Raw genomic sequence first — 26,323 nt, forward strand, 5'->3', positions numbered from 1 at the left:
GTTTGAACATGCCAGGATTTCGCACTGCGGGCGGGGCGGTTGCCGCGCTTTGCCTGACGCTGACACAGGCGATGGCGCAGGAGTGCCCGGATTTCGGGCTGGACGACCCGAGCGCACAGGCGGCGTTCTGTTCCGAGCTCGAAGACCTCGTCTATGCGCCGTTTGATCCCGAGGGCAGCCGCAGCCGCGCCGACCTGGGTGAGCAGGATCGCAAGCTGATCCAGGAAGATCCTTTTCTGAACGAAGCCTACAGAAGCTCCCCCGAGAAGACGTTGAAGCTGATTGCGCGGATCCGGGAAGCGGGCGGGTTGGACCAATGACCTGGCGGCCGCCGGGCCTTGAGGGGGGCGGGCCTCAGGTTGCGGCGTCCCGGATCATCCTGGCGGTCATGTTCAGACCGTCGCGATAGGTCTTGATCAGGAAGGGGTCGGGCCAGACGAAGGTTCTGTGCGGGTCGGTGCCCAGGGGGGTATCATCCGGCTTGTGCATCATCTTGCCGTGCAGGAGATCAGTGAGCAGGTCTTCTGTCGTCCCGGGTGCCATCATTTCGAACATCAGGTAGCCGAGCTCGCTGATCGAGAAAACAGCGCGGCCCAATTCCGAAACGGTCATCTGCACCTGCGCGATCCGTGCGGGTTTGAAGATCCAATGCTTCATGTCGTCGATATTTTCCGCGGTGGGGTCCAGATCTATTTCGGATTGGATCTGTTCATTGTGGGCCCGCAGGAAACGCGTAACGGATTTCGGATCGTTGAGCTTGGTCGCTTCAATCGTGAGGTAGAACTGGGCCAGGTGAATGAGCTGGTCATGTCCGTTTCGGCTGGAGATGCTGGGAAAGTCTTCGGGCCCATAACCTGGCCTGTTGAATAGTTTTTTCCGCATCTCTTCGACGAAATGGTTTTCCCCGATGAGGATCGCTTCGAGGGTCGAGAGAGCGGATTGCGGGGTGCCGTCACCCGCGGTTTGATGGGGGGCAGATGCTTTTGCCATTGCGCCGACAGCCTGGAGTTCGGGAACCCTGCCGGTCTATCGAGGCTTCTCGGGCTCTGTGGGGGTCTTGAGAAATTTCACGTGGGTCAAATTGTTCACCGCATTTTCATTGTCATTCGCCCGCAGTTCAAGGGGCGCTGGGGTAAAGGGGGCGATCTTCAAGGTGTCTGGGCCGACTGCGCAACTTTTGCGGCACAAACGGTCGCCCGGTGTGGTGGTTCTCTGGCGGTAGCCTGTCAGGGCTGGAATGTGTCGCCCATGCCCGGCGCCTGCGGTTGGTCAAGGCTGGGGAAGCTTTGCGGGATGGGCAGGGGGGTGGCGGGGGCGGTCACCGACGGTTGCGGCAGGGGCGCGACCGGAGGGAGGGAGGGGCCCCATAGGGTCAGCCCGCCGGTGAGCGCGCCGATCGCCAGCAGCCAGGCGCCCGCGACATGCGCGGAAACGCCCCGGGCGCGCGGGGGCAGGGCGCTGGTGATCGCGCCGCCCAGCGTGGGCATCCAGAGCGCCAGGAGAATCGCGATCATGTCGACTTCCCAGGTGTGATCGCCGGCGGGGATCGTCAGCTGCACATGGACGCCGTAGCCCGCGCCGCAGGCCAGCGCGGCCAGGGGCAGCAGCCAGCGGGTCAGGCGCAGCGGCGGGGCCAGGGCGATGCCGGTGGCCATGGCCATGGCGGGCAGCAGCAGGGCGTGGTGGCGTTCCAGGCCCAGGGTCACGTCCTGCAGCAGGTCCCATCGGGCCAAGGACGGGGCCAGCCACGGCGTGAAGGTGAGGAAGCCCGACAGGAGGCCCAGGAACCAGCCCAGGCTGGTCGCCATGGGGAATATCGGGGCGATGCCGCCGTCACGGCGGATCCGGGTGGCGGCATCTATCCCCAGGCCAAGGGCCAGGCAGGGCAGAAGCAACGCCGGGTTCAGCCCGGAGCGCAGCAGCCAGCGCCCCGCCTCGGGCGAGATCAGCGCGAGCAGGCCGATCTTGGCCGCGCCGAAGAGCAGCACCGTGGCCAGGGCCACGGCGGGGGCATGCCGGTTGTGCAGGTAGCGCTTCAGCTCAGACCGCAACAAGGTAGCCCACCCCCGCGACGGCGATCAGCGCGCCCAGCAGGCGGCAGACCCGGCCCTGCCAGAGCGGCAGGAGCAGCAGCCCCGCGCCGATGCCGATCAGGTGGATCAGGCCGGTGGCCACGACGAACCCCACCGCGTAGTCCGAAGGGGAGGCCGCCAGCGGCAGTTCCGCGCCATGGGCATAGCCGTGACAGAGGGCGAAGAAGGTGATCACCGCCAGGGCCGCCCATTCCGGCGGGTGCCAGCGCGCGGCGATTGCCAGGCCCAGCACGAGGATCGACAGGGCGATCCCGGTTTCGATCAGCGGCGTGATCTGCAGCGTGCCGAGGCCCGCGATCCCGGCGATTCCGCCGAAGATCATGATCAGGGGAAAGGCCACCGGCAGGGTCCAGACCTGCCGTCCGCCCATCTGTGCGCCCCAGAGGCCCACGGCGAACATGGCGAGGAAGTGGTCGTAGCCGGTGAACGGGTGGGAGAATCCCGCAGCCAGCCCGCCACTGCCGGTGGCGACAACATGGGCCGAGGCCGGCGATGCCAGCGCCATCAGCAGAGCGGTGACGAGAATCTGGCGGGGAGTATCGCGCATGGTCGGGCCTGTGGTTGTACCGGATCTAAAAGGGCCGCGCGGACGCCGTTTGCAAGCCCGGCGCATGCGTCGCGGGGTCACGGGGGGTCACTTCGTGGCGATTGTATCCCGGTTATGCCTTTGGTCGGCACAAACAAAAACCCCGTGAAACCAGGGGTTTCACGGGGTTTTGGGTAGTGGTGCCCAGGAGAGGACTCGAACCTCCACGTCCATACGGACACTAGCACCTGAAGCTAGCGCGTCTACCATTCCGCCACCTGGGCCGGTGTCGTGGAGGGCGATATATGGGGGTGGCCGGGGAGTGTCAACGAGGTTTTTTCGGATTTTGTGAAACTCCTGCCGGTAAACCGGGGTCGACGTGGTACGCAGATGGCCATGTGCCTTGCCCGAAAGGAAAAGCAGGGCTAGGAACCTATAGGAATTCGATCAGCCGGAGGATCTTTGCATGCCCCAATCGAAGCTTGTCACCATTTTCGGCGGCTCGGGATTCGTCGGGCGGTACATCGCGCGACGGATGGCGCAGCAGGGCTGGCGCGTGCGGGTCGCGGTGCGACGCCCGGAAAACGCGGGGTTCGTGCGGACCTATGGCGTCGTCGGCCAGGTGGAGCCGGTCTTTTGCAACATTCGCGATGATGCCTCTGTCCAGGCGGTGACGCGGGGCGCGGATGCGGTGGTCAACTGCGTCGGCACCTTCGACGCCAAGGGCAAGAACAACTTCGAAGCCGTCCAGGCCGAGGGCGCGGGCCGAATCGCCCGGATCGCCGCGGCAGAGGGCGTGGCGCGGATGGTGCACCTGTCGGCCATCGGTGCCGATGCGGAGGGCAAGAGCCTTTACGCGCAGTCCAAGGCCAGGGGGGAGGCCGCGGTGCTGGCCGCCATGCCCGGCGCGATGATCCTGCGCCCCTCTGTCATCTTCGGCGCCGAGGATGACTTCTTCAACCGCTTCGCGCGGATGACCAAGACCTCCTTCGCGGTGCCGGTCGTCGGCGCGGACACCAGTTTCCAGCCGGTCTGGGTGGATGACGTGGCCGCCGCCGCCGAAAAGGGCGTGCTGGGCACGGCCCCCGGCGGCATCTACGAGCTGGGCGGGCCCGAGGTGATGACCTTCCGCGAGGTGATCCAGCTGATGCTGAAGGTGATCCAGCGGCGTCGCGGCATCATGGCGATGCCGGGCTGGCTGGCCGGGCTGGCGGCGCGTGTGCTGGATGGTCTGCAGTCGCTGACGGGCGGGGTGTTCCACAACTCCACCCTGACCCGGGATCAGCTGAAGCAGCTGGCGCAGGACAATGTGGTCAGCCCCGATGCGGCCGGGTTCGAGGCGCTGGGCATCGTGCCCTCCGCGCCGGAAGTGATCCTGCCGGACTACCTGTATAGCTTCCGCCCCTCCGGGCAGTATGCGGCGATGACCGCATCGGCCAAGAACCTGAAGATCTGAGGCCCTGAACGGAAGACGGCCCCGAAAGGAAGGTGGCCCGAAAGAAAAAGGCCCGGCATTGCCGGGCCTTTCGCATGTCACAGGGTGCTGCCGGCGCCCGGGCCCATGTAGGCCCACCACAGCAGGAAGAGGCCGAGCGCGACACGGTAGATCACGTAGGGGGTGAAGCTGACCGATTTCAGCAGCTTCATCATCAGCGACAGGGCCAGCAGGGCGGACAGGAAAGAGAAGACCGCGGCGATGGAGCCGTCGATCGCATCCTGCACGTCCGCCGTCGCGATGACTTCGCCGGAGATGTAGAGCGCGGAGGCGATGATCATCGGGATCGACATCAGCATGGAGATCTTGGCGGAGGCCTGCCTGTCGAAGCCACCGAAGAGCGCGCCGGTGATGCAGATGCCAGACCGGGATGTGCCCGGGATCAGCGCGATGGCCTGCCAGAAGCCGAGCTTGATGGCGTCCTTCAGGGTCCATTCCTCTGCCTGGCGCCCGGTGTCGCCGCGCCGGTCGGCGATATAGAGCACCACGCCGAAGATCAGCATGGTCCAGCCGATGACGGCGGCGGAGCGCAGCATGTCGTCGATATGGGTGGTGGCGAGGAAGAGGCCGAAGAGAATGCCGGGAATCGTCGCGATGATCAGCAGAAGGGCAAGCCTGGACCCGGGGGTATCCGCCTTGCCGCAGCTGAGCCGGGGCAGGCCCTTGATCGCTTCGCGGACATCGGTCCAGAAATAGATGACCACGGCGACCAGCGTGCCGACGTGAACGGCGACGTCGATCACCTGACCCTGGTCCTGCATGCCCGTCAGGCTGGGCAGGAGAATCAGGTGGCCGGAGGAGGAAATCGGAAGAAACTCGGTAATACCCTGAATAATCGCAAGAAGGAGGAGCTGAAAGAGGGGCATGGGAAGTCCTGGGGAGGTAAAGATGCGCCTAGGATTAGAGGCTTGATCCTGAATGGAAAGATTTTTAATTGGTCGCAAACCGGACCTAAATTTCGCGATAAAATTCCCGTCTGAGGGGTGAGCTTCACATAAAGCTTGAATATAAGTCAGCAGTTCTGACTTTTCTTATTGCGGGACCTGCTGTAGAAGGCCCCGAACCAGGTAGCAAGTGCGACAGAGGAGTTGGCCGTGGCGAAGCAACCGATGCTGAAATTCGTGACCGTCGAGCGCGAGACGCCCGAGAAGCGGAACGCGAACGTGCGCGCACATGACTTTGACGAAATTTATGCTGAGTTTGCAGCGGCAAAAGCCGAAGAGCAGGCCAGCCGTTGCAGCCAGTGCGGTGTGCCCTACTGCCAGTCGCACTGCCCGCTGCACAACAACATTCCGGACTGGCTGCGCCTGACCGCGACGCATCGCCTGGAAGAGGCTTATGCCGTCAGCCAGGCCACCAACACCTTCCCGGAAATCTGCGGCCGTATCTGCCCGCAGGACCGTCTGTGCGAAGGCAACTGCGTGATCGAGCAATCCGGACACGGAACTGTGACGATCGGCTCTGTCGAAAAATACATCACCGACACCGCCTGGGAGAACGGTTGGGTCAAGCCCGTCGTCCCCGAGGTGGAGCGTGAAGAGAGCGTCGGCATCATCGGTGCGGGCCCCGGTGGCCTGGCTGCGGCCGACATGCTGCGCCGTGCTGGCGTGCAGGTCACCGTCTATGACCGCTACGACCGCGCCGGGGGCCTGCTGACCTACGGCATCCCGGGCTTCAAGCTGGAAAAGGACGTGGTGATGCGCCGTGTCGACCAGCTGGAACAATCGGGCGTCGAATTCGTGCTGAACTGCAACGTGGGCGAGGATCTGACCTTCGACGCGATCCGCGGCAAGCATGACGCGGTGCTGATCGCCACCGGCGTCTACAAGACCCGCGACCTGCGCGGTCCCAATTCGGGTGCCGAGGGCATCGTGCGCGCCATCGACTACCTCACCTGCTCCAACAAGGTCAGCTTCGGCGACGTGGTGGAGGAATACGAGAACGGCGAGCTGAACGCCAAGGGCAAGAAGGTCCTGGTGGTCGGCGGTGGCGATACCGCCATGGACTGCGTCCGCACCGCGATCCGCCAGGGTGCGGAATCGGTGAAATGCCTGTATCGTCGTGACCGGAAGAACATGCCCGGCTCGCAGCGCGAAGTGCAGAACGCCGAGGAAGAAGGCGTGGAGTTCGTCTGGCTGTCCAACCCCGTCGGCTTTGCCACCGAGGGAGAGAACGTCAGCGCGGCGATGATCCAGAAGATGCGCCTGGGCCAGCCCGACGCATCCGGCCGTCAGTCCCCCGAGGTGATCGAGGGCAGCGACTATGCCGAGGATGCCGACCTGGTGATCAAGGCGCTGGGCTTCGAACCCGAAGACCTGCCGACGCTCTGGGGTGCCGAGGGCCTGGAAGTGACCCGCTGGGGCACCGTGCGCGCCGATTTCGGCACCGGGCGGACCTCTCTCGACCGGGTTTATGCCGTGGGCGACATCGTGCGCGGCGCCTCCCTGGTGGTCTGGGCGATCCGCGACGGGCGCGACTGCGCCGCCGCGATCCTGGACGATCTGAAGGCGACCCCGGCCGTCGCGGCCGAGTAAGCCCGCGACAGCGAAGCGACATGCAAAGACCCGGGCGATCGCCGCCCGGGACGGCAGGACCTCCGACATTCACACAGACGGCCCGGCGGCGGGCAGGTATTCATGGCTGACGAACTCGACATCTCTCTTGTGTCCGATGGGGACGCGCTGAAGGTCTGGCTCTACCGCGGGACCTCTGCCCGGCTGGTGCTGTCCTTCTGGGACAGCGAGGAGGGTGGCGCGCCGATGGCGGCCTTTGCCCATGCGGCCAGCCATGGCGGCCGGGACAACGTGCTGTTCTTCGCGGACCCGAACGACACCTGGCTGAACGGTGACCGCCTGGTCGAGGAGATCGTGGAATGGGCGAGCGCCTACCGCCGCGAATGCGAGGCGGAGAACGTGATGACCCTGGGCCAGGGGATGGGCGGGTTCATGGCGCTGGCCATGCCGGCCTTCCTGGACGTGAAGGTGGCCCTGGCGCTGAGCCCGCTGTTCGCAATGCCCGCGCGGGCGATCCCCGAAGGGCAGAGCCTGGAAGACCTGCGCCTGCACAACCTGGGCGAAGTCCTGGGTGAGAAGACCGATTACTACCTGATCCACGGCGAAGCGCCGGGAGAGGCCGCCCACCTGGAAAGCTTCCCCCTGCAGCCGAACATCCGCCAGTTCATCCTGCCCACCAACGGCATGACCGTGCCCGAGATGCTGGATGACGCGGGACTGACGGGGGAGGTGCTGGAACGTGCCTTCCTCAACCAGGCGCGCAAGTTGCGCTGGGCGCTGAACCCCCTGGGGGTCTACCGCCGTGAAGACGCGCTGTCCGAAGAGGATGGCCAGACCGAAACCGCCGGAGAGCAGGGCTGATCACGCCCCGCCTTCCCCGCATGACCGCCATATCGGCCAAGGGAGAGCCTTACATGACCAAGATCGACGCGAATTGGGCCGCCGCCGAACAAGCCAAGCGCAAGTGGATGGAAGAGAACGGTCTCTTCCGCGAGGAGCATGAGCACTCCTCCTGCGGTGTGGGTCTTGTCGTTTCCATCGACGGGAAACCGTCGCGGAAGGTGGTCGAGGCAGGGATTACCGCGCTGAAGGCGATCTGGCACCGTGGTGCCGTGGACGCCGACGGAAAGACCGGCGACGGTGCGGGCATCCACGTGCAGATCCCCGTGCCCTTCTTCTACGACCAGATCAAGCGCACCGGCCATGAGCCCCGCAAGGATGAGCTGATGGCCGTGGGCCAGGTTTTCCTGCCGCGCACCGATTTCGGCGCCCAGGAAACCTGCCGGACGATCGTGGAAACCGAAGTCCTGAAGATGGGCTACTATATCTACGGCTGGCGCCACGTGCCGGTGGATATCGACTGCCTGGGTGAAAAGGCCAACGCGACCCGGCCGGAAATCGAGCAGATCCTGATTTCCAACATCAAGGGTGTCGACGAAGAGACCTTTGAGCGTGAGCTTTATGTCATCCGTCGCCGGATCGAGAAGGCCGCCGCCGCCGCCCATATCAACGGGCTCTACCTGGCCTCGCTGAGCTGCCGGTCGATCATCTACAAGGGCATGATGCTGGCCGAACAGGTCGCCGTCTTCTACCCGGACCTGCTGGACGAACGGTTCGAGTCGACCTTCGCCCTGTATCACCAGCGTTATTCCACCAACACCTTCCCGGAATGGTGGCTGGCGCAGCCCTTCCGCATGCTGGCCCACAACGGCGAGATCAACACGCTGAAGGGCAACGTCAACTGGATGAAGTCCCACGAGATCCGCATGGCATCTTCGGCCTTCGGGGACATGGCGGAAGACATCAAGCCGATCATCCCCGGCGGGTCCTCGGACTCCGCCGCGCTGGATGCCGTCTTCGAAGTGCTGGTGCGCGCGGGCCGGAACGCGCCCATGGCCAAGACCATGCTGGTGCCCGAATCCTGGTCCAAGCAGGCGGAAGAGCTGCCGGAAGCCTGGCGCGACATGTATTCCTACTGCAACTCCGTCATGGAGCCCTGGGACGGCCCCGCCGCCCTGGCGATGACCGATGGCCGCTGGGTCTGCGCCGGCACCGACCGGAACGGGCTGCGCCCGATGCGTTACGTCGTGACCGGCGACGGCCTGCTGATCGCGGGTTCCGAAGCGGGCATGGTGCCCACGAACGAAGCCACCGTCCGCGAAAAGGGCGCGCTTGGCCCGGGGCAGCTGCTGGCCGTCGATACCTTCGAGGGCAAGCTCTACCACGACGTGGAGATCAAGGATAAGCTCGCCGCCTCCCAGCCCTTCGGTGACTGGGTCGGCAAGATCGTGGAACTCGACGAAGCCCTGGGCATGGTCGAGGAAGCGCCGATCTTCACCGGGGCGGAGCTGCGCCAGCGCCAGATCGCGGCGGGCTACTCCGTCGAAGAACTGGAAAGCATGCTGTCGCCCATGGCCGAGGACGGCAAGGAGGCGCTTGCCTCCATGGGGGATGACACGCCCTCTGCCGTGCTCAGCAACAAGTACCGCCCGCTGAGCCACTTCTTCCGCCAGAACTTCAGCCAGGTGACCAACCCGCCGATCGACTCGCTTCGCGAATTCCGCGTGATGAGCCTGAAGACGCGCTTCGGCAACCTGAAGAACGTGCTGGATGAAAGCAGCGCCCAGACCGAGATCCTGGTCCTGGACACGCCCTTTGTCGCCAATGCCCAGTTCGCGGAGCTGAAGAACCACTTCAACGCCGAACTGGTCGAGATCGACTGCACCTTCCCGGCCACCGGCGAACGCGGTGCCCTGCGTGATGCGCTGAACCGTATCCGCCAGGAGGCCGAAGATGCCGTGCGCTCCGGTGGGGGCCACATCATCCTGACCGATCACCAGCAGGGCCCCGACAAGGTCGCCATGCCGATGATCCTGGCGACCTCTGCCGTGCACAGCTGGCTGACCCAGAAGGGCCTGCGCACCTTCTGCTCCATCGGCGTGCGGTCGGCGGAATGCATCGACCCGCATTACTTCGCGGTGCTGATCGCTTCCGGTGCGACCATCGTGAACCCCTACCTGGCCGAGGACAGCCTGGCGGATCGCATCGAACGCGGCCTGCTGGATGGCACCCTGACGGAGAACATGGCCCGCTACCGCGAAGCCGTGGACCAGGGCCTGCTGAAGATCATGGCCAAGATGGGCATCTCGGTCATCTCGTCCTATCGCGGCGGTCTGAACTTCGAGGCCGTGGGCCTGTCCCGCGCCGTCTGTGCCGAGTTCTTCCCCGGCATGCTGAGCCGTATTTCGGGCATCGGCATCTATGGTATCCAGAAGAAGGTGGAAGAAGTGCACCGCCTCGGCTGGAAGCACGGCCAGGACGTTCTGCCCATCGGTGGTTTCTACAAGTCCCGCAAGTCGGGTGAGACCCACGCCTGGGAAGCCCAGACCATGCACATGCTGCAGGCGGCCTGTGACCGGGCCTCCTACGAGATCTGGAAGCAGTACAGCGCCCGGATGCAGGCGAACCCGCCGATCCACCTGCGCGACCTGCTGGCGATCAAGCCCATGGGCAAGTCGATCCCGATCGAAGAGGTGGAGAGCATCACCTCGATCCGCAAGCGTTTCGTCACGCCCGGCATGTCCCTTGGCGCGCTGTCGCCCGAGGCGCACAAGCTTCTGAACGTCGCGATGAACCGCATCGGCGCCAAGTCCGACTCGGGCGAGGGCGGCGAAGATCCGGCACACTTCGTGCCGGAACCCAACGGCGACAACCCGTCGGCGAAGATCAAGCAGGTGGCCTCGGGTCGTTTCGGTGTCACCGCCGAATACCTGAACCAGTGCGAAGAGCTTGAAATCAAGGTGGCCCAGGGCGCCAAGCCCGGCGAGGGCGGCCAGCTGCCCGGCATGAAGGTGACCGACCTGATCGCCCGCCTGCGCCACTCGACCAAGGGTGTCACGCTGATCTCGCCGCCGCCGCACCACGACATCTACTCGATCGAGGATCTGGCCCAGCTCATCTATGACCTGAAGCAGATCAACCCGACCGTGAAGGTGACGGTGAAGCTGGTGTCCTCCTCGGGCGTCGGTACCATCGCGGCCGGTGTTGCCAAGGCGAAGGCCGATGTCATCCTGATCTCCGGCCACAACGGCGGCACGGGCGCATCGCCCGCGACCTCGATCAAGTTCGCGGGTCTGCCCTGGGAAATGGGCCTGACCGAGGCGCACCAGGTTCTGGCGATGAACAAGCTGCGGGATCGCGTGACCCTGCGGACCGACGGTGGCCTGCGCACCGGTCGCGACATCGTCATGGCCGCGATGATGGGGGCCGAGGAATACGGCATCGGCACCGCCGCCCTGATCGCCATGGGCTGCATCATGGTCCGCCAGTGCCAGTCGAACACCTGCCCGGTGGGCGTCTGCACCCAGGATCCGCGCCTGCGCGCGAAGTTCACCGGCTCGGCCGACAAGGTGGTCAACCTGATCACCTTCTACGCCCAGGAAGTCCGGGAGATCCTGGCGGAGATCGGTGCGAAGTCCCTGGACGAGGTCATCGGCCGTGCCGACCTGCTGCATCAGGTGAGCCGTGGCGCGGAACACCTCGACGATCTGGACCTCAACCCGCTGCTGATCACCGTCGATGGCGCCAAGGACATCGTCTATGACCGTCTGAAGCCCCGCAACGTGGTGCCCGACACGCTGGACGCCGAAATCGTCCGCGATGCCGCGCGCTTCCTGAAGGATGGCGAGAAGATGCAGCTGTCCTACGCGGTGCAGAACACGCACCGGACGGTGGGCACCCGGACGTCCAGCCACATCGTGCAGGCCTTCGGCATGCGCAACGCGCTGCAGCCCGATCACCTGACGGTCAAGCTGGAAGGCTCTGCCGGCCAGTCGCTGGGTGCCTTCGCGGCCCCGGGCCTGAAGATCGAGGTCGCGGGCGAGGCCAACGACTACGTCGGCAAGGGCCTGTCGGGCGGCACCGTGGTGGTGCGTCCCTCGATGCAGTCGCCGCTGGTGGCGTCGGAGAATACGATCATCGGCAACACCGTGCTTTACGGGGCGACCGATGGTTACCTCTTCGCTGCCGGGCGCGCGGGCGAACGATTCGCAGTGCGGAACTCCGGCGCGAAGGTGGTGATCGAGGGCTGCGGCTCCAACGGTTGCGAATACATGACCGGCGGCGTCGCGGTGATCCTGGGCTCCATCGGGGCCAACTTCGGCGCGGGCATGACCGGCGGCATGGCCTACCTCTACGATCCGGAAGGCGTGGCGGAGAAGCTGATGAACAAGGAGACCCTGGTGACCTGCCCGGTGACCGTGGATCACTGGGAAACCCAGCTGAAGGGACTCATCGAGCGTCACGCCGAGGAAACCGGTTCGCGCAAGGCCCGGGACATCCTGCAGCACTGGGAGCTGGAGAAGGGCAACTTCCTCCAGATCTGCCCGAAAGAGATGCTCCAGCACCTGGCGCACCCGCTTTCGAACGAGGAAGCTGCTGTTCCTGCTGAATAATTTCGGCGCAATATACTCCGAAGTTCAGAAGTCAAGAGGGTCCGCCACGGCGGGCCCTCTTTTTTTGGTCTGACAGCGGATTTCGGCTTTCAATAGCTAAAACTGAACTGTTCAGTACGGCTTCACGGAATTGTCGTGCAAAAAATTACATATTTAAATCAACGGGTTCCATGGGTTGTAACGTTCGTGAGGGCACTTTCTGCCCACTTTCACCATTTGCTGTGCAAATGTGCACTTCCAAAAACGGTTGGGCGGTCCTATCTCTTTCTCATGAAACGACGCCCCAGTCGGCGTCGACCACAGAACGAAGATCAGGAGATCTGAAATGAACACCTTCAAAGCACTGGGCCTTGCCGCCCTCGTCGCCGCTTCCGCAACCACCACCGCCTATGCACGTGGCACCGATACGGACGCAGCTTCCCAAACCCCGTACCTGTATTCCGAAACTTCGGGCAGCGTCCTGGGTTCCGACTTCACCACCGCACGTGGTGACAACGATGCCGCCAAGCAGACCCCGTTCGTTTACGGCGATGCAGACAACGGCGCCGCAGTGACCCGCAACGCCGTGTCCTTCACCCCGGATGCCACCGTCCTGAACGCCCAGCATCCCCGCGGCACCGACGCTGAAAGCGACGCCGCAGCGCAGACCCCCTACGTCTACGCAGAATGATCACGGGCCAGCTGACCCGACACTAGCCGGGACCCGCTGACGGGTCCCGGAGTTCCCCAGACAACCGTCCGACAGATCGGAGACCTATCATGAAATCCCTCAAAGCATTCGGCATTGCCGCCATCGTCGCAGCTTCCGCAACCACCGCAGCCTTCGCAGGCGACGCAGCAGAGCAGACCCCGTTCATCTACGGCGAAAGCGCCGGCGTGGTCCTGTCCTCCGACGCGACCGCCGCACGTGGTGACAACGATGCCGCTTCCCAGACGCCCTACATCTACGAAGATGCAGCCTCCGGCGCCGCAGTGACCCGCAACAACGTGTCCTACACCCCGGATGCCACCGTGCTGAAAGCCCTGCATCCCCGCGGCACCGACGCCGAAGGCGATGCCGCCGCTCAGACCCCCTACGTCTACGCCGAATAATCGGCCGTATGACCCAGGGCCTGACGACCCAATCCTAGACCGGGACCCAGTGACGGGTCCCGGCTTTCCCCAGACAACCGTCCGACAGATCGGAGACCTATCATGAAATCCCTCAAAGCATTCGGCATTGCCGCCATCGTCGCCGCTTCCGCAACCACCGCCGCTTTCGCCGGTGACGCAGCAGAGCAGACCCCGTTCCTGTACAACGAAACCTCGGCCACCCCGGTCGCGACCACCGTTGCAGGCTTCGACAAGGACTCCGCCGCGGCGCAGACCTTCTACATCTACGACACCGCTGACCACAGCTCCGTCGTGACCCGGTCCAACGCCAACTTCGGCGCTGCCTCCCACGCAATCACTGCCGACAAGGACGATGCCGCCGCGCAGACGCCCTTCATCTACCAGCAGTGACTGCACCATGACCCGGAGATCCTGTCCGAGCGGAAAGATACCACTCATCTTTACCGCATAGGACCGGATCGACGGGGTCCCGGCGTCCCCTCCGGCCGGGACAAGAGAGAGCCCTCCCCATGAACCGGGAAGGGCTCTTTTCTTTTGCGCAACAGGGCCGGGCCTGCGCCTGGCCTCAGACGTCCAGCTTGTCCTTTGCCGCGTCAGACTCGGCGTCGGATTCGGAGGCGGACTTGGGGGCAGACCTGGCCGCCGTATCGGGGCCGGGCGAATCGTCTTCGTCGTCGTCGCGCTCCACCTCGACCTTCACGTCGGTGGCAAGGGCGGCAATCACGCCGAGAATCGCCAGCCAGGGCGCGGCCAGGGCCACCGCCCCGCCGGCCAGGACGCCGATCGTCACCGGCATTTCCAGGCTGAAATCCTCATCCGCCGCTGTCAGGTGCAGCTTGCGCACGTTGCCTTCGCGGATGATTTCCCGAACTTTTTCGATCAGTTGCGAACCGGATATGCGGAATTCCTCGCGGGTGGTTCTGCGGTCTTCGGAGTCGTGGTCGGACATGGGATACTCCTTTCTCAAGCGGCCCTGACGAAGGGGCGGGCCGGTCTGGGCGCGTGCCGCGACTCGGCGGCTGGCACCCAGAAAACATGCGCCTGCGTAGGTTGCATGTCCTTGCGCAGGATCAAGCGGGGCATCGGGCCGCCCGGGCCAGCAATCGCTTGCGCGACCGGGGGCGCGCGGGGTAGCTCAGTCCCGTGGCAGCGAAATCGACGAAATCGACCAAGGCATCAGGCAGCAAGCGCAAGGCGCCCGCCAGGAAGAAGGGCGGCGCCCGCAAGGCTGCGCCGAAACGCCTTTGGGCGGTGCCGCTGCGCTGGCTGCGACGCTGGCTGTTGCGCGGGCTGGCGATCTTCGTCCTGCTGTTCGTCTGCACCATCGCCGCCAATTCGGTGCTGCGCCCCTGGGGCGGGCTCTACATGGCGCGGGAGCAGCTGCGCCTGGACGGGATCCAGCGCGACTGGGTCCCGATGGAGGAGATCGCCCCGGTCATGGCGCGCTCCGTCGTGGCCGCCGAAGATGCGAATTTCTGCCTGCACTGGGGGATCGACATGACCTCCGTCCGGGATGCGATCGCCGAGGGCGCGACGCGGGGCGGGTCCACCATCTCTCAACAAGTCGTGAAGAACGTCTACCTCTGGCACGGGCGCAGCTACGTCCGGAAGGCGCTGGAAGCGCTGATCACCCCGGTGGTCGAACTGTTCTGGAGCAAGAGGCGGATCCTCGAAGTCTACCTGAACGTGGCCGAATTCGACGAAGGCGTCTTTGGCATCGAAGCCGGCGCACAGCGCTACTTCGGCGTGTCTGCAAAGGATCTGAGCGCTGTTCAGGCGGCACGGATGGCCGCCGTCCTGCCGTCTCCGCAATCCTGGTCCGCCAGCAAGCCGTCGGATTACATCCTGCGGAGGTCGGCGCAAATCCGCGACGGCGCCGCAACGATCGAACGCGATGGACGCGCGGCCTGCTTCGAGGATTGAATCTTGCTCCGAAGGGCGGCAAGACATGTCAGGTTCGAGGAAGGTAGTCATGATTTCAGCCGAGCTTTACCACGTGCCCCTGTCCCCCTTCTGCCGCAAGGTGCGCCTGTCGCTGGCGGAGAAGAAGATCGAGGTCAGCCTGATCGAGGAGCGTTACTGGGAAAAGGACACGGATTTCCTGCGCCGCAACCCGGCGGGCAAGGTGCCTGTGCTGCGCCTGGACGGTCAGGCCATGGCCGAAAGCGCGGCGATCTGCGAATACCTCGAAGAGGTCTATCCCGATCCCTCCCTGATGCCGAAGGACCCGATGGCGCGCCACGAAGTGCGCCGCCTGGTCAGCTGGTTCGATGACAAGTTCCACCACGAGGTGACTTCGAAGCTGCTCTACGAGCGGGTGAACAAGAAGCTGACGGGGCAGGGATTTCCCAATTCGTCCAACGTGATGGCCGGGCTGCGGTCGATCAAGTTCCACCTCGACTACCTGGGCTGGCTGCTGGAACATCGCCGCTGGCTGGCCGGGGACCGGATGACCCTGGCCGATTTCGCGGCCGCGGCGCATCTGTCCTGCCTCGACTACATCTCGGACGTGGACTGGGACAGGAACCGGCAGGTGAAGGACTGGTACGCCAAGATCAAGTCGCGCCCCGCCTTCCGGTCGATCCTGATGGACCAGGTGCCGGGCTTCCCGCCGCCGGCGCATTACGCCGACCTGGATTTCTGATCCCGCCCGGGCGCTGAGGCGCCCCGAGGTACAGCGGGGAGCGGTGGGGAACGGCGGAATTCCGACCGGCTTTCAGGCATTTGGACGCCGGGCCCCTCACCATCTGTCACATGGGCGTGCTGCGCCTTTCGTGGGCGTTGCCGTCCCCCGGGGGGCGGTATAGCTCTGGGTGAGTTTCCCTGGTCCAGAGGTGTCCGGTGTTCCGATCCTTCTTCCCTTCGCCGAAACCCTTCTTCCTCTCCGCCGTGGTCTGGCTGGCCGTGGTCATCGCCGCCTGGTACGGCGGCCTGGGATCGCTGGACGAGGCGTTCGGCTGGGCCGATCCCGAGGCAGAGCAGATCATCGGCGTGCAGGTCTTCGTCTCTCCGCCGTTCCTGTGGTTCTACGGCTATTTCCTGGTGGCGACGCTGCTGTTCTTCGCCGCCTGGGCGTTGATCCGGCCGCATCCCTGGCAGCGCTGGTCGGTGCTGGGCACGGCGCTGATCATCTTCAACACCTATATCGACGTGCAGGTCAGCGTGGCGATCAACGCCTGGTACGGACCTTACTACGACATGATCCAGCAGGCCCTGACAGAGGCCGGATCAGTGCCGGCGTCAGAGCTGTATCATGGTATCCTGCAGTTCCTCGGCATCGCCTTCTTTGCCGTCACCCTGTCGGTGCTGAACTACTTCTTCATCAGTCACTATGTCTTCCGCTGGCGTACGGCGATGACCGATTACTTCATGTCCCACTGGCCGCACCTGCGCCATATCGAGGGCGCTTCGCAGCGGATCCAGGAAGATACCATGCGCTTTGCCGGCACGATGGAGGGGCTGGGCGTACGGCTGGTCAGCGCGGTGATGACCCTGATCGCCTTCCTGCCGGTGCTCTTCACCTTCTCGGCCACCATCACGACGCTGCCGATCGTGGGGGAAATCCCCCATGCGCTTGTCTGGGCCGCGCTGGCCTGGTCTGTCTTCGGCACCGGGCTGCTGGCCCTGGTGGGGATCAAGCTGCCGGGGCTGGAATTCCGCAACCAGAAGGTCGAAGCCGCCTTCCGCAAGGAGCTGGTCTACGGCGAGGATGATCCCGAACGCGCGGCGCCGCCGTCGATGGCGGAGCTGTTCGGGAACGTGCGGCGCAGCTACTTCCGGCTCTACTTCCACTACATCTACTTCAACGTCGCGCGGGTCTTCTACCTGCAGGCCGACAACGTCTACGGCACGGTGATCCTGATCCCGTCGATCGTGGCGGGCAAGGTGACGCTGGGCCTGATGAACCAGGTCCTGAACGTCTTTGACCAGGTGCGCGGGTCGTTCCAGTACCTCGTCACCTCCTGGTCGACGATCGTGGAGCTTCTGTCGATCTACAAACGTCTGCGCGGCTTCGAGCGGGAGATCCCGGAAGGCGCCGCCGTGGCCGAAGGGCCGGTGGACGGGCGGGGCGCGTAAGGCGCCCCTCTGCCGGGCCGCCTCTGGCTGGCCGCCATCACGCGCGGCGCCGGGCTCAAAAAGTCCGTCCGGGCGGCTCGCCGGGGGGCGGGTTTTCTGGCATTGAGGCCGGATGAGCGACGTCACGGACCTGTCGGAAAAGCTGCGCGCGCAGGCGCTGGCGGAGGGATTCTCCGCCGTGCGGTTCTGTGCGCCCGATGCGGTGCCCGAGGTGGCGGACCGGCTTGCGGAATTCCTGGAGGCGGGGCGGCACGGGCAGATGGCCTGGCTGGCCGAGCGCAGCCACTGGCGCGGCGATCCCCGCGCGCTCTGGCCCGAGGCCCGCACGGTGATCATGCTGGCGGAGAACTACGGGCCGGAGCATGACCCGCTGGAGGTGCTGGCCCATCCCGACCTGGGTGCGATCACCGTCTATGCCCAGAATCGCGATTACCACGACGTGGTGAAGAAGCGGCTGAAGAGGCTGGCGCGCTGGCTGATCGCCGAGGCCGGGCCGCAGGAAGGTGGGGCAGAGGCGCAGGTGAAGGTCTTCGTCGACACGGCGCCGGTGCCGGAAAAGGCCCTGGGCCAGGCGGCGGGGCTGGGCTGGCAGGGCAAGCATACCAACCTGGTCAGCCGAGAGCTGGGCAGCTGGTTCTTCCTCGGCGCGATCTTCACCACGCTGGACCTGCCCCCCGATGCGGCGGAGGTCGATCACTGCGGCAACTGCCGGCGCTGCCTGAACGCCTGTCCGACAGATGCCTTCCCCGCGCCCTACAAGCTGGACGCGCGGCGCTGCATTTCCTACCTGACCATCGAATATTCCGGCCCCGTGCCGGAGGAGTTGCGCCCTGCGCTCGGCAACCGGATCTACGGCTGCGACGACTGCCTGGCGGTCTGTCCCTGGAACAAGTTCGCCGAACGCGCGGCCGAGGTGAAGTATCACGCCCGCGACGACCTGCAGGCGCCCGCCCTGGCGGAGCTTGCGGCGCTGGATGACGCGGCCTTCCGGGCACGGTTTTCCGGCAGTCCGATCAAGCGGATCGGGCGCAACCGCTTCGTGCGCAACGTGCTCTACGCCATCGGAAATTCGGGCGTTCCGGCCCTGGCCGCCCCTGCGCGTGCCCTGCTGGAGGATCCCGATCCGGTGGTGGCGGAGGCTGCCGGATGGGCCCTGTCACGGCTGGCGCAGGCGGGGCCGCGGTAGGCGACATGTAACGGCGCCCGGAACGAGGTCCGGGCGCCTGCTCTGCTGTCGTCACACACACACGTTTCACTCTTACCTGGGCCGGGTCAGACCCGGTCGTCCACGATCAGCCAGAGCGTTCCGTCGGTCTTGCGGTAGAAGCCCACCACGTCATAGGGGGTCCAGCCCTGGGTCCCCAGCCAGCGGCGCAGGGGCTGATTGGCCAGGACGCGGTTGCGCAGGCGGGACACCCAGTTGGGCGATTGTTCCAGCTTGGCGTCGATCCATTCGGACGTCGCCTCGCCCCGGCGTTCAAGCTGGGTCACCGTGACCAGTCCAAAGGCAGAGGGTGGCAGGGTGGCGATGTTCACCCCCGACATGGAGGCAAAGGCGAACCCTTCGTCCGTGCCGGTGGTGCCGCTGGTGGTCGTCGTGGTGGTCGTGCCGCCGTCTGCAACGGTATCGCCGTCACTGCCGCCGGATCCGTCCGACCCGTCGCCGACGCCAAGGTCGGCGCCGATGTCGGCCAGGGTCTCTCCGCCCAGGCCAAGATCCACGTCGGCGCCGATGCCGCCGTCGCTGCCACCGACATTCACGTCCGCATCGGCCAGAAGGCCCTCGTCTCCGCCAAGGCCGGCGTCGACATCCGCGCCGATACCGCCTTCGCTGCCGCCGACGTTCACATCGGCATCGGCCACCAGGCCTTCGCTGCCGCCAACGCCCGCATCGACATCCGCGTCGATGCCCTGACCGCCACCGATGCCGACATCGGCGTTGGCCGTGACACCGTCGTCGCCGCCGATGCCAAGGTCGACGCCGACGTTCACGCCGTCGCCATCCGTCGGATCAAGATCCAGGTCCACGCCCAGTTGCGCCTGGGCCAGCGCGGGGCACATGAGGGCCATCGCGGCCGCGAGAATCGTCGTTTTTCCGGTAATCAGGGTAGTCATGAGCTTCCTCCTCTTGTTGCTCAGGACAACGGGCTGAAATGCTGCCCGCCTGTGGATAAGCAACGAACGGAAGCGAATTTTGTTGCATCTATAGGCAGTCATGCCCATGAATTAACTCTCCTCCAGATTGATGCCTCTGGCATGGATTGGCTGCAAGCTGCGGGAATCCCGTACGGAATCCATCCGCAACCGTCCTGAATTCGCTTTTGGTAAAAATAGCCTTACGTCGCGGGAATTGCGCGGCCGGTCGGCCGGATCGCGCAAAGGTGCAGGCGCGGCCCCCCTTTCAATTCCCGCCCCGATTGCCCACATTATGCGGCAGCAAAGGAGGTTCGGATGCCCGACTATCGCAAGACCGAAGAGGCCATCGCCCGCCTGACCCCGGAACAGTATCGCGTGACCCAGCAAAGCGGGACGGAACGTCCGTTCACAGGCGACCTGCTGGAAAACAAGAAGAGCGGGATCTACGTGGATGTCGTCTCTGGCGAGCCGCTGTTCGCCAGCGCCGCCAAGTATGAAAGCGGCTGCGGCTGGCCCAGTTTCGTGAAACCCATCGAGGAAGAGAACATCGTCAACCTGCGCGACGTGTCGCACGGGATGGTGCGGGTCGAAGTGCGGTCGAAGCACGGCGACAGCCACCTTGGCCATGTCTTCCCCGACGGCCCGCCCGACCGGGGCGGGCTGCGCTATTGCATCAACTCGGCCTCGCTGCGGTTCGTCCCGAAGGAGGACATGGCCGCCGCAGGCTATGGCGACTACATCGACCAGGTGGAGGATCTCTGATGACCGAAGAACGCGCAGTGCTGGCCGGTGGCTGTTTCTGGGGCATGCAGGACCTGATCCGCAGGCTGCCCGGGGTGACACGCACCCGAGTCGGCTATACCGGCGGGGACGTGGCCCATGCCACCTACCGCAACCACGGCACCCATGCGGAGGGGATCGAGATCTTCTTCGATCCCGCCGTGACCAGCTATCGCCGGATCCTGGAATTCTTCTTCCAGATTCATGACCCGACCACGCCGAACCGGCAGGGCAATGACCTGGGCATGTCCTACCGGTCTGCCATCTATTACGTCGACGACCTGCAGAAAGCCGTGGCGGAAGAGACGATCGCGGATGTGAACGCCTCCGGCCTCTGGCCCGGCAAGGTCGTGACCGAGGTCGAACCCGTGGGTGATTTCTGGGAGGCCGAGCCGGAGCATCAGGATTACCTGGAGCGGATCCCCAACGGCTACACCTGCCACTTCCCCCGCCCCGACTGGGTCCTGCCCAAGCGCACGGCGGCGGAGTAACGGATCAAAGGCCGGTCTGCGGCCCGGCCAGGGCGAAGGCCAGCATCAGGATCAGGATCGCGGCCAGCCAGCTTGCCGCGATCCGCAGCGCGATCCCCGGCGCCTGTCCGGGGAGCTTCAGCACCAGAGTTCCCGCCAGTGCGGGCAGCAGCACCAGCGCTGCCGCCGTCAGCAGGCTGCCCGCCAGCATCGCCAGGGGCGGCAGCATCGTCAGCCCGTGGTAGCTGCTGGCCAGCGCCAGGGCGGGCAGGGCAAAGGCCAGCGCCGCAGTGATCGGCGCGGGCAGGGGCAGACCGCGCAGGGCGATGAAGGCAGCGGCGAAGGCCCCCGCGCCAAGGGCGTAGAGCGATACCATTTCATCCGCCAGGGGCGAGGCCAGCAGCCCCGCCGCCAGCCCGATCAGCGCCCAGGGCCAGGGGAAGGCGCCGCGCCGGAGCTGTCCCGACAGCGCCAGGCCAAGGGCGAGCAGGGGCAGCAGCGCCTCGACGAATTCCACCACCAGCCGCACCCCCAGCCAGGCATCGGCGGCCATGTCCTCATGCACCAGGGCGACATGGGCCGTGGCCAGCCCGGGCAGAAGGCTCAGGCCCGCGCAAAGCGGCAGAAGCAGGGCAGGGCGCGCGGGCAGGGTCACGGGATCAGGCAACACCCATCAGGAAGGCGCCGCCGATCCCGGCGATGACCAGCCCGGCGGCACGCACCGCCAGCCGCCCGGCTTTCGATCCGGTCAGCAGGCCAAGCGCGATGCCCGCCAGGTGCAGCAGACCGGTGCCCAGCACGAAGCCGAGCGCATAGGCAAAGGGATTGGCGGCCTCGGGCAGTTCGGTGCCATGGGCATGGCCGTGGAAGATGGCGAAGGTGCCGACGATGACGGCGGCAACCCAGAGCGGCGCGCGCACGGCCAGCGCCACGGCAAGGCCCAGCACGACGCCTGAAAGGGCGATGCCGGTTTCCACCCCGGGCAGCGGCAGGCCCATCACGCCGGCCGCGGCGCCAAGCGCCATGACCAGCGGGAAGACCACCGGCAGGATCCAGATCGCCGGACGGCCCAGAAAGGCGCCCCAAAGCCCGACCGCCACCATGGCGATCACGTGGTCCCAGCCAAGGATCGGGTGGCTGAAGCCGCTGACGAAGCCGCCGGGGTGGCCAGTGCCGGTATGGGCCTCCGCCGCGGCGGCCAGAAGGGCCAGAGGCAGGGCCAGCAAGGCCGGGCGCAGCAGGCGGGAAAGAGCGGGACGGAGCATGGCGGTTCCTTTCGGTCTGGGGCCCGGTCAGGGGCGCGAAGGGGCGGGCTGGCTCGCGTCGGGCGGCAGGCCCCGCTGGCGGTGCTCCGGCGTGGGCGCAGACTGCCGCCGCCGGGGGCGGAGGTCAATGCCACCCAGCGGCCCGCCGGCGCGCCCTGCTGGTTGCGACCGGCGGCGGGGGCACCGATCCTGCAATCACGCCCGCGCGATTGACGCGCCTGCGCCCCCGGGACAGAAGGGGTGGCGCGTGGCGAAAGGATCCGGCGATGCAGCCGCTCAGGGGCATTCTCTTAAAGATCATCGCGGTGATCTGCTTCATCACCATGACCTCCCTCATCAAGGTCAGCGCGGGCCATGTCCCCGCGGGCGAGGCGGTCTTCTTCCGCTCCTTCTTCGCCCTGCCGGTGATCTTCGCCTGGCTGGCGATGCGCGGCGACCTCGCGACGGGTTGGCGGGTGAAATCGCCCATGGCGCATGTCTTGCGCGGGGTGATCGGCACCACGGCCATGGGCTGCGGCTTTGCCGGGCTGGCCTTCCTGCCCCTGCCGGAGGTGACGGCCTTGCAATATGCCACGCCTCTGCTGGTGGTGATCTTCGCCGCGATGTTCCTGAACGAGAAGGTCGGCGTCTACCGCCTGGGCGCGGTGGCCATGGGGATGCTCGGCGTGGTGATCGTGCTGGCGCCGCGCGTCACCACCCTCAGCGGCGGCCCGGTGGAGATGGGCCAGGCCCTGGGGGCGATCATCGTGATCTTCGGCGCCACCTGCGCCGCGCTGGCCCAGGTCCAGATCCGCAACATGGTCCGGACGGAGCAGACCTCCGCCATCGTCTTCTGGTTCTCCGTCACCTCCACCGTCATGGGGCTGGCAACGCTGCCCTTCGGCTGGGAACTGCCCGGCGCGGCCGAGGCGGCGATGCTGATCCTGGCGGGCGTTCTGGGCGGGCTCGGCCAGATCTTCCTGACGTCGAGCTACCGTTTCGCCGATGCCTCGGTCGTGGCGCCCTTCGACTATGCCTCGATGCTCTTCGCGCTTGGCATCGGCTACTTCGTCTTCGACGAGGTGCCGACGGCGCAGATGCTGCTGGGCGCGGTGATCATCATCGCCGCCGGGGTCTTCATCATCCTGCGCGAACACCACCTGGGCCTGCAGCGCGAAAAGGCCCGGGCGGCCAAGACGCCCGAAGCCTGACCCGCGAAAGCCGGGACCCCGGAGGCCTCGTTACAGGTTGAAGACCTGCGCCTGCCAGTATTCCGCGGCCAGGATCGCGCGGCGGAAGCGCCCCAGCGGGAAGCGCATCGGCGGGGTGGCAAAGGCCCTGGGCAGGATATCAGACGGGGTTTCACCCCGCGACAGCTCTGCCATGCGGGCGCCGAGGTAGCTGCCCATGGCCACGCCGTTGCCGTGGTAGCCGAAGGCGGCGAAGGCGCCGGGCAGGCCGGGGATCGCGCCGCAGAAGGGCGTGAGCGAGGCGGTCAGGCAGACCATGCCGGACCAGCTCCACGGCGTTTCCACCTCTCTCCAGGCCGGGAAGGCGCGGTCGAAATCGGCGCGCACCTTGGCCGCGATCTTCTGCTCCGTCACCGGATCGGACAGCAGGCCGCCGCGCTGGCCAAAGACCATCCGCCCGTCGGGGGTCAGGTGGAAGTAATGCAGCAGGCGCCGGTCCTCGTAGGCCATCTGCCGCGACCAGTAGCCCTGGGCGCGCAACTCCTCCTCCGTCAGGGGGCGGGTGGCGATGACCGAACTTTGCGCGGGCAGGGTCCGGCCCTTCAGCCATGGCACGAGGTTCTCTGCCGTGTAGCCGTTGGTGGCAAACAGCACGCGATCGGCCTCGATCACCGCCTCCGGCGTGGTGACGGTCAGCGTGGTGCCGGTCTGCTCGACCGAAAGCGCGGGGCTTTCGCCATGCACCCGGGCGCCGGCGGCCAGGGCTGCCTGCAGCAGGCCCTGCGCGTATTTCCGGGGATGCAGGGCAAAGCCCAGCGGGTTGTGCATGCCGCCAAACCAGGTGGGGCCATCCAGGCCCTCGTCCACCAGGTCGGACTTTTCCAGGACCCGCATCTCGACGCCGTAGTCGCCGGAATATTCCTCTGCCTTCTCGGCCATCTTGGCCTGGGCGGCGGGGGAATGGGCCAGGATCGTCTCGCCCGTGGAATGGCGGTCCACGTCCAGGCCGAGGTCGGTGATCACCCGGTCGACATGGCGGATCGCGGCGGCTTCGGCGCGGCGGACCTCTCCGGCGCCATCGGGGCCGAACCGCCCCAGCTGCCGGTCGGTCGCGCGGGAGGAGCCGAGGCAGCAGAAGCCGCCGTTCCGCCCCGAGGCGCCGAAGGCCGGGAAGCTCGCCTCGATCAGCATCACCTCCTCGCCCGCGCGGGCAAGCGACAGGGCCGCGTTCAGCCCGGTGAAACCGCCGCCGATGACCAGCACGGGCACACGCTGGCGCCCCGTGGCAGGCGGGCAGGCAAGGGCGGTTTCCGGCACGTCCTCGGCCCAGTAGCAGGCTTCGATCGGGGCGCGGGAATAGGTGTAGTCCGGATAGATCCGGTTCAGGGTCTTGGTCGTCATCTGGGGGTCTTTACGCTTCGGCGCGGGCGGCGTCACGCTCCTCCTGCTGCTGCCGCACCGCGGCACGCTTTGTCATGAGGGAGAAGATGATCACGCCCATGGCCACGATGCCGATCATGATGGTCGACAGCGCGTTGATCTCTGGCGAGACGCCCAGCCGCACGGCCGAGAAGATCTTCATCGGCAGGGTGGTGGAGGACGGCCCGGCGGTGAAGGAGGCGATCACCAGGTCATCGAGCGACAGGGTGAAGGCCAGCAGCCAGCCGGAGATCACCGCAGGCGCCACGATGGGTAGGGTGACCAGCCGGAAGCTCTGCCAGGGGGTGCAGCCGAGGTCGAGCGCGGCCTCTTCCAGCGACTGGTCAAAGGAGGCCAGCCGGGAGGAAACCACGACGGAGACATAGCACATGGAGAAGGTCGTATGGGCCAGCACGATGGTTGTCGCGCCCCGGTCCAGACCGATGCCGATGAAGAGCAGCAGCAGCGCGAGGCCGGTGATCACGTCGGGCATCACCAGCGGCGCGTAGATCATGCCGGAGAAGAGCGTGCGCCCCATGAAACGCCCGGTCCGTACAAGGATCCAGGCCGCCATGGTGCCCAGAACCGTCGCCAGGGTCGAAGAGATCACGCCGACCTTCAGCGTCACCAGCGCCGCATCCAGGAAGGCCTCGTTGTGCAGCAGCTCGCCGTACCACCGGGTGGAGAATCCGGCCCAGACCGTGACCAGCTTCGACGCGTTGAAGCTGTAGATCACCAGGATCAGCATCGGCAGGTAGAGGAAGGCCAGGCCGAAGGTCAGGGAGACCAGGTTGAAACCGCTCATCCGTCTCATTTGCCGGCCTCCCGTTCACGCTGGCGTTGCTCGTTGCGCTGGAACAGCACGATGGGGATGATCAGGATCAGCAGCAGCACCACAGCCACGGCCGAGGCGACGGGCCAGTCGCGGTTGTTGAAGAACTCCTCCCACAGCACCTTGCCGATCATCAGCGTGCCCGACCCGCCCAGAAGCGAGGGGATGACGAATTCGCCGAGCGCGGGAATGAAGACCAGGAAGCAGCCGGCGATGATGCCGGGCTTCGACAGCGGGATCGTCACCAGCCAGAAGGCCGAACGGCGCGAACAGCCCAGGTCCTCCGCCGCTTCCAGCAGGGACACGTCCAGCTTTTCGAGGTTGGCGTAGATCGGCAGGATCATGAAGGGCAGGTAGGTGTAGACGATGCCGATGTAGACCGCGATTTCCGTGTTCATGATCACCAGCGGCTCCTGGATGATCCCGGTCCAGAGCAGGAAGCTGTTCAGCAGCCCGTTCTGGCTGAGGATCCCCATCCAGGAATAGACCCGGATCAGGAAGCTGGTCCAGAAGGGCAGGATCACCAGCATCATCAGCGTCGGGCGCCATTCGGGCCGGGCGGAGGCCATGGCATAGGCCACCGGATAGCCGATCAGCAGCGTCAGCACGGTGGAGATCAGCGCGATCTTCAGCGAGGACAGGTAGGCCTTCCAGTAAAGGTCATCGGAGGTCAGGAAGACGAAGTTCTCGAAATCCAGTTCCTGGAAGAACTCCCGGATCGCCGCCCATCCGCCGGAAAGGTCCAGCTGCGGGAAATAGGGCGGCCGGGCCAGCGCCACGTCCGAGAGGGAGATCTTCACCACGATCAGGAAGGGCACCAGGAAGAGTGCCAGCAGCCACAGGTAGGGGACGAGGATCAGGATCAGGCGGCGCATGGAAAGCCTCCGTCGATGATTGCGGCCCGAAGCTGCGGCAGGCGACCCGGCGTGCCGGATCCGCGTTGCGAATGAGTATTTGTGGCCGTCGAATGGAAGCAGGTCCG

The 26,323-nt window shown here is 65.8% G+C and carries 26 protein-coding genes and 1 tRNA gene; 15 read left to right on the forward strand and 12 right to left on the reverse strand.

What is annotated here, in order from left to right; translation table 11 throughout:
* The first annotated feature begins 2 nt into the window (after positions 1 to 2).
* Positions 3 to 320 carry a hypothetical protein gene (locus AC2IR1_RS01370; protein WP_486474496.1) on the forward strand — a complete coding sequence of 106 codons (318 nt, stop codon included), beginning with the start codon at positions 3 to 5 and terminating at the stop codon, positions 318 to 320.
* 34 nt (positions 321 to 354) lie between these two features.
* Here the strand turns inward: AC2IR1_RS01370 and AC2IR1_RS01375 are convergent, their stop codons facing one another.
* The 4 genes from AC2IR1_RS01375 to AC2IR1_RS01390 form a co-directional block, all read right to left on the reverse strand.
* Complete coding sequence (locus AC2IR1_RS01375) at positions 355 to 990, reverse strand: hypothetical protein (RefSeq protein WP_486474497.1); 636 nt, start codon at positions 988 to 990, stop codon at positions 355 to 357.
* Between the two features lie 236 nt (positions 991 to 1,226).
* Complete coding sequence (locus AC2IR1_RS01380; protein WP_486474498.1) at positions 1,227 to 2,051, reverse strand: hypothetical protein; 825 nt, start codon at positions 2,049 to 2,051, stop codon at positions 1,227 to 1,229.
* Positions 2,041 to 2,640, reverse strand: a complete 600-nt coding sequence (locus AC2IR1_RS01385) for a HupE/UreJ family protein (RefSeq protein WP_486474499.1) — start codon at positions 2,638 to 2,640, stop codon at positions 2,041 to 2,043. Before AC2IR1_RS01385 ends, AC2IR1_RS01380 begins: the two co-directional genes overlap by 11 nt.
* A gap of 177 nt (positions 2,641 to 2,817) precedes the next feature.
* A tRNA-Leu gene (locus tag AC2IR1_RS01390) sits at positions 2,818 to 2,903 on the reverse strand.
* 182 nt (positions 2,904 to 3,085) lie between these two features.
* On the opposite strand from AC2IR1_RS01390, the gene AC2IR1_RS01395 reads away from it, so the two are divergent.
* Positions 3,086 to 4,075 carry a complex I NDUFA9 subunit family protein gene (locus tag AC2IR1_RS01395; RefSeq protein WP_486474500.1) on the forward strand — a complete coding sequence of 330 codons (990 nt, stop codon included), beginning with the start codon at positions 3,086 to 3,088 and terminating at the stop codon, positions 4,073 to 4,075.
* A 77-nt stretch (positions 4,076 to 4,152) separates the two neighbouring features.
* On the opposite strand, the gene AC2IR1_RS01400 is transcribed toward AC2IR1_RS01395, so the two are convergent.
* The gene (locus AC2IR1_RS01400) at positions 4,153 to 4,980 is read right to left on the reverse strand and encodes an undecaprenyl-diphosphate phosphatase (RefSeq protein ID WP_486474501.1); all 828 of its coding nucleotides are present in this window, start codon (positions 4,978 to 4,980) and stop codon (positions 4,153 to 4,155) included.
* A gap of 228 nt (positions 4,981 to 5,208) precedes the next feature.
* On the opposite strand from AC2IR1_RS01400, the gene AC2IR1_RS01405 reads away from it, so the two are divergent.
* From AC2IR1_RS01405 to AC2IR1_RS01430, 6 genes are all read left to right on the forward strand, one after another.
* Positions 5,209 to 6,648, forward strand: coding sequence for an NAD(P)-dependent oxidoreductase (locus AC2IR1_RS01405; protein WP_486474502.1), 1,440 nt, complete (start codon positions 5,209 to 5,211; stop codon positions 6,646 to 6,648).
* Between the two features lie 102 nt (positions 6,649 to 6,750).
* The gene (locus AC2IR1_RS01410) at positions 6,751 to 7,488 is read left to right on the forward strand and encodes a hypothetical protein (protein ID WP_486474503.1); all 738 of its coding nucleotides are present in this window, start codon (positions 6,751 to 6,753) and stop codon (positions 7,486 to 7,488) included.
* Between the two features lie 53 nt (positions 7,489 to 7,541).
* Positions 7,542 to 12,080, forward strand: a complete 4,539-nt coding sequence (gltB, locus tag AC2IR1_RS01415; protein WP_486474504.1) for a glutamate synthase large subunit — start codon at positions 7,542 to 7,544, stop codon at positions 12,078 to 12,080.
* Between the two features lie 325 nt (positions 12,081 to 12,405).
* Positions 12,406 to 12,750 carry a hypothetical protein gene (locus AC2IR1_RS01420; protein WP_486474505.1) on the forward strand — a complete coding sequence of 115 codons (345 nt, stop codon included), beginning with the start codon at positions 12,406 to 12,408 and terminating at the stop codon, positions 12,748 to 12,750.
* Positions 12,751 to 12,839: 89 nt separating this feature from the next.
* Positions 12,840 to 13,172 carry a hypothetical protein gene (locus AC2IR1_RS01425; RefSeq protein ID WP_486474506.1) on the forward strand — a complete coding sequence of 111 codons (333 nt, stop codon included), beginning with the start codon at positions 12,840 to 12,842 and terminating at the stop codon, positions 13,170 to 13,172.
* Positions 13,173 to 13,274: 102 nt separating this feature from the next.
* Positions 13,275 to 13,583, forward strand: coding sequence for a hypothetical protein (locus AC2IR1_RS01430; RefSeq protein ID WP_486474507.1), 309 nt, complete (start codon positions 13,275 to 13,277; stop codon positions 13,581 to 13,583).
* Positions 13,584 to 13,758: 175 nt separating this feature from the next.
* Here AC2IR1_RS01430 and AC2IR1_RS01435 read toward each other — a convergent pair whose 3' ends face one another.
* A complete protein-coding gene (locus tag AC2IR1_RS01435; RefSeq protein WP_486474508.1) occupies positions 13,759 to 14,142 on the reverse strand; it encodes a DUF4342 domain-containing protein in 384 nt (127 codons plus the stop codon).
* Positions 14,143 to 14,336: 194 nt separating this feature from the next.
* Between AC2IR1_RS01435 and mtgA the strand changes: the two genes are divergently transcribed.
* The 4 genes from mtgA to queG all read left to right on the forward strand — a co-directional run bounded on the left by mtgA (position 14,337) and on the right by queG (position 18,456).
* The gene (mtgA, locus tag AC2IR1_RS01440; protein ID WP_486474509.1) at positions 14,337 to 15,116 is read left to right on the forward strand and encodes a monofunctional biosynthetic peptidoglycan transglycosylase; all 780 of its coding nucleotides are present in this window, start codon (positions 14,337 to 14,339) and stop codon (positions 15,114 to 15,116) included.
* Between the two features lie 49 nt (positions 15,117 to 15,165).
* Complete coding sequence (gene fzlA / locus AC2IR1_RS01445; RefSeq protein WP_486474510.1) at positions 15,166 to 15,837, forward strand: FtsZ-binding protein FzlA; 672 nt, start codon at positions 15,166 to 15,168, stop codon at positions 15,835 to 15,837.
* A 197-nt stretch (positions 15,838 to 16,034) separates the two neighbouring features.
* Positions 16,035 to 17,270, forward strand: coding sequence for a peptide antibiotic transporter SbmA (gene sbmA, locus AC2IR1_RS01450; RefSeq protein ID WP_486474511.1), 1,236 nt, complete (start codon positions 16,035 to 16,037; stop codon positions 17,268 to 17,270).
* Between the two features lie 112 nt (positions 17,271 to 17,382).
* Positions 17,383 to 18,456: a tRNA epoxyqueuosine(34) reductase QueG gene (gene queG, locus AC2IR1_RS01455; protein WP_486474512.1), complete on the forward strand. Its 1,074-nt coding sequence runs from the start codon at positions 17,383 to 17,385 to the stop codon at positions 18,454 to 18,456.
* Positions 18,457 to 18,542: 86 nt separating this feature from the next.
* Here the strand turns inward: queG and AC2IR1_RS01460 are convergent, their stop codons facing one another.
* Positions 18,543 to 19,385 carry a hypothetical protein gene (locus AC2IR1_RS01460; protein WP_486474513.1) on the reverse strand — a complete coding sequence of 281 codons (843 nt, stop codon included), beginning with the start codon at positions 19,383 to 19,385 and terminating at the stop codon, positions 18,543 to 18,545.
* A 336-nt stretch (positions 19,386 to 19,721) separates the two neighbouring features.
* On the opposite strand from AC2IR1_RS01460, the gene msrB reads away from it, so the two are divergent.
* Together msrB and msrA are read left to right on the forward strand one after the other, a co-directional pair.
* The gene (gene msrB / locus AC2IR1_RS01465; protein WP_486474514.1) at positions 19,722 to 20,168 is read left to right on the forward strand and encodes a peptide-methionine (R)-S-oxide reductase MsrB; all 447 of its coding nucleotides are present in this window, start codon (positions 19,722 to 19,724) and stop codon (positions 20,166 to 20,168) included.
* The gene (msrA, locus tag AC2IR1_RS01470) at positions 20,168 to 20,677 is read left to right on the forward strand and encodes a peptide-methionine (S)-S-oxide reductase MsrA (protein WP_486474515.1); all 510 of its coding nucleotides are present in this window, start codon (positions 20,168 to 20,170) and stop codon (positions 20,675 to 20,677) included. The genes msrB and msrA overlap by 1 nt, the downstream gene beginning before the upstream one ends.
* Before the next feature lie 4 nt (positions 20,678 to 20,681).
* Here the strand turns inward: msrA and AC2IR1_RS01475 are convergent, their stop codons facing one another.
* Positions 20,682 to 21,323: a hypothetical protein gene (locus AC2IR1_RS01475; protein ID WP_486474516.1), complete on the reverse strand. Its 642-nt coding sequence runs from the start codon at positions 21,321 to 21,323 to the stop codon at positions 20,682 to 20,684.
* On the reverse strand, positions 21,316 to 21,921 hold the full coding sequence (locus tag AC2IR1_RS01480; RefSeq protein ID WP_486474517.1) for a HupE/UreJ family protein: 606 nt from the start codon (positions 21,919 to 21,921) through the stop codon (positions 21,316 to 21,318). Before AC2IR1_RS01480 ends, AC2IR1_RS01475 begins: the two co-directional genes overlap by 8 nt.
* Before the next feature lie 266 nt (positions 21,922 to 22,187).
* Between AC2IR1_RS01480 and AC2IR1_RS01485 the strand changes: the two genes are divergently transcribed.
* Positions 22,188 to 23,111 carry a DMT family transporter gene (locus AC2IR1_RS01485; protein WP_486474518.1) on the forward strand — a complete coding sequence of 308 codons (924 nt, stop codon included), beginning with the start codon at positions 22,188 to 22,190 and terminating at the stop codon, positions 23,109 to 23,111.
* A 30-nt stretch (positions 23,112 to 23,141) separates the two neighbouring features.
* Here AC2IR1_RS01485 and AC2IR1_RS01490 read toward each other — a convergent pair whose 3' ends face one another.
* The 3 genes from AC2IR1_RS01490 to AC2IR1_RS01500 are packed head-to-tail and all read right to left on the reverse strand — an operon-like array spanning position 23,142 to position 26,216.
* The gene (locus AC2IR1_RS01490) at positions 23,142 to 24,491 is read right to left on the reverse strand and encodes an NAD(P)/FAD-dependent oxidoreductase (RefSeq protein WP_486474519.1); all 1,350 of its coding nucleotides are present in this window, start codon (positions 24,489 to 24,491) and stop codon (positions 23,142 to 23,144) included.
* A gap of 10 nt (positions 24,492 to 24,501) precedes the next feature.
* A complete protein-coding gene (locus AC2IR1_RS01495) occupies positions 24,502 to 25,323 on the reverse strand; it encodes an ABC transporter permease (RefSeq protein WP_486474520.1) in 822 nt (273 codons plus the stop codon).
* A complete protein-coding gene (locus AC2IR1_RS01500) occupies positions 25,320 to 26,216 on the reverse strand; it encodes an ABC transporter permease subunit (RefSeq protein WP_486474521.1) in 897 nt (298 codons plus the stop codon). Before AC2IR1_RS01500 ends, AC2IR1_RS01495 begins: the two co-directional genes overlap by 4 nt.
* Positions 26,217 to 26,323: the final 107 nt, after the last annotated feature.

The sequence above is a fragment of the Pseudooceanicola sp. NS-SX8 genome (genome assembly GCF_057380755.1).

Excerpts from the sequence above, each read along its gene's own strand:
- AC2IR1_RS01375 (WP_486474497.1), bottom strand. The coding sequence starts at position 990 with ATGGCAAAAGCATCTGCCCCCCATCAAACCGCGGGTGACGGCACCCCG.
- AC2IR1_RS01385 (WP_486474499.1), bottom strand. The coding sequence starts at position 2,640 with ATGCGCGATACTCCCCGCCAGATTCTCGTCACCGCTCTGCTGATGGCG.
- AC2IR1_RS01395 (WP_486474500.1), top strand. The coding sequence starts at position 3,086 with ATGCCCCAATCGAAGCTTGTCACCATTTTCGGCGGCTCGGGATTCGTC.
- AC2IR1_RS01400 (WP_486474501.1), bottom strand. The coding sequence starts at position 4,980 with ATGCCCCTCTTTCAGCTCCTCCTTCTTGCGATTATTCAGGGTATTACC.
- AC2IR1_RS01410 (WP_486474503.1), top strand. The coding sequence starts at position 6,751 with ATGGCTGACGAACTCGACATCTCTCTTGTGTCCGATGGGGACGCGCTG.
- gltB (WP_486474504.1), top strand. The coding sequence starts at position 7,542 with ATGACCAAGATCGACGCGAATTGGGCCGCCGCCGAACAAGCCAAGCGC.
- AC2IR1_RS01420 (WP_486474505.1), top strand. The coding sequence starts at position 12,406 with ATGAACACCTTCAAAGCACTGGGCCTTGCCGCCCTCGTCGCCGCTTCC.
- AC2IR1_RS01425 (WP_486474506.1), top strand. The coding sequence starts at position 12,840 with ATGAAATCCCTCAAAGCATTCGGCATTGCCGCCATCGTCGCAGCTTCC.
- AC2IR1_RS01430 (WP_486474507.1), top strand. The coding sequence starts at position 13,275 with ATGAAATCCCTCAAAGCATTCGGCATTGCCGCCATCGTCGCCGCTTCC.
- AC2IR1_RS01435 (WP_486474508.1), bottom strand. The coding sequence starts at position 14,142 with ATGTCCGACCACGACTCCGAAGACCGCAGAACCACCCGCGAGGAATTC.
- fzlA (WP_486474510.1), top strand. The coding sequence starts at position 15,166 with ATGATTTCAGCCGAGCTTTACCACGTGCCCCTGTCCCCCTTCTGCCGC.
- queG (WP_486474512.1), top strand. The coding sequence starts at position 17,383 with ATGAGCGACGTCACGGACCTGTCGGAAAAGCTGCGCGCGCAGGCGCTG.
- AC2IR1_RS01460 (WP_486474513.1), bottom strand. The coding sequence starts at position 19,385 with ATGACTACCCTGATTACCGGAAAAACGACGATTCTCGCGGCCGCGATG.
- msrB (WP_486474514.1), top strand. The coding sequence starts at position 19,722 with ATGCCCGACTATCGCAAGACCGAAGAGGCCATCGCCCGCCTGACCCCG.
- msrA (WP_486474515.1), top strand. The coding sequence starts at position 20,168 with ATGACCGAAGAACGCGCAGTGCTGGCCGGTGGCTGTTTCTGGGGCATG.
- AC2IR1_RS01480 (WP_486474517.1), bottom strand. The coding sequence starts at position 21,921 with ATGCTCCGTCCCGCTCTTTCCCGCCTGCTGCGCCCGGCCTTGCTGGCC.
- AC2IR1_RS01485 (WP_486474518.1), top strand. The coding sequence starts at position 22,188 with ATGCAGCCGCTCAGGGGCATTCTCTTAAAGATCATCGCGGTGATCTGC.
- AC2IR1_RS01490 (WP_486474519.1), bottom strand. The coding sequence starts at position 24,491 with ATGACGACCAAGACCCTGAACCGGATCTATCCGGACTACACCTATTCC.
- AC2IR1_RS01495 (WP_486474520.1), bottom strand. The coding sequence starts at position 25,323 with ATGAGACGGATGAGCGGTTTCAACCTGGTCTCCCTGACCTTCGGCCTG.
- AC2IR1_RS01500 (WP_486474521.1), bottom strand. The coding sequence starts at position 26,216 with ATGCGCCGCCTGATCCTGATCCTCGTCCCCTACCTGTGGCTGCTGGCA.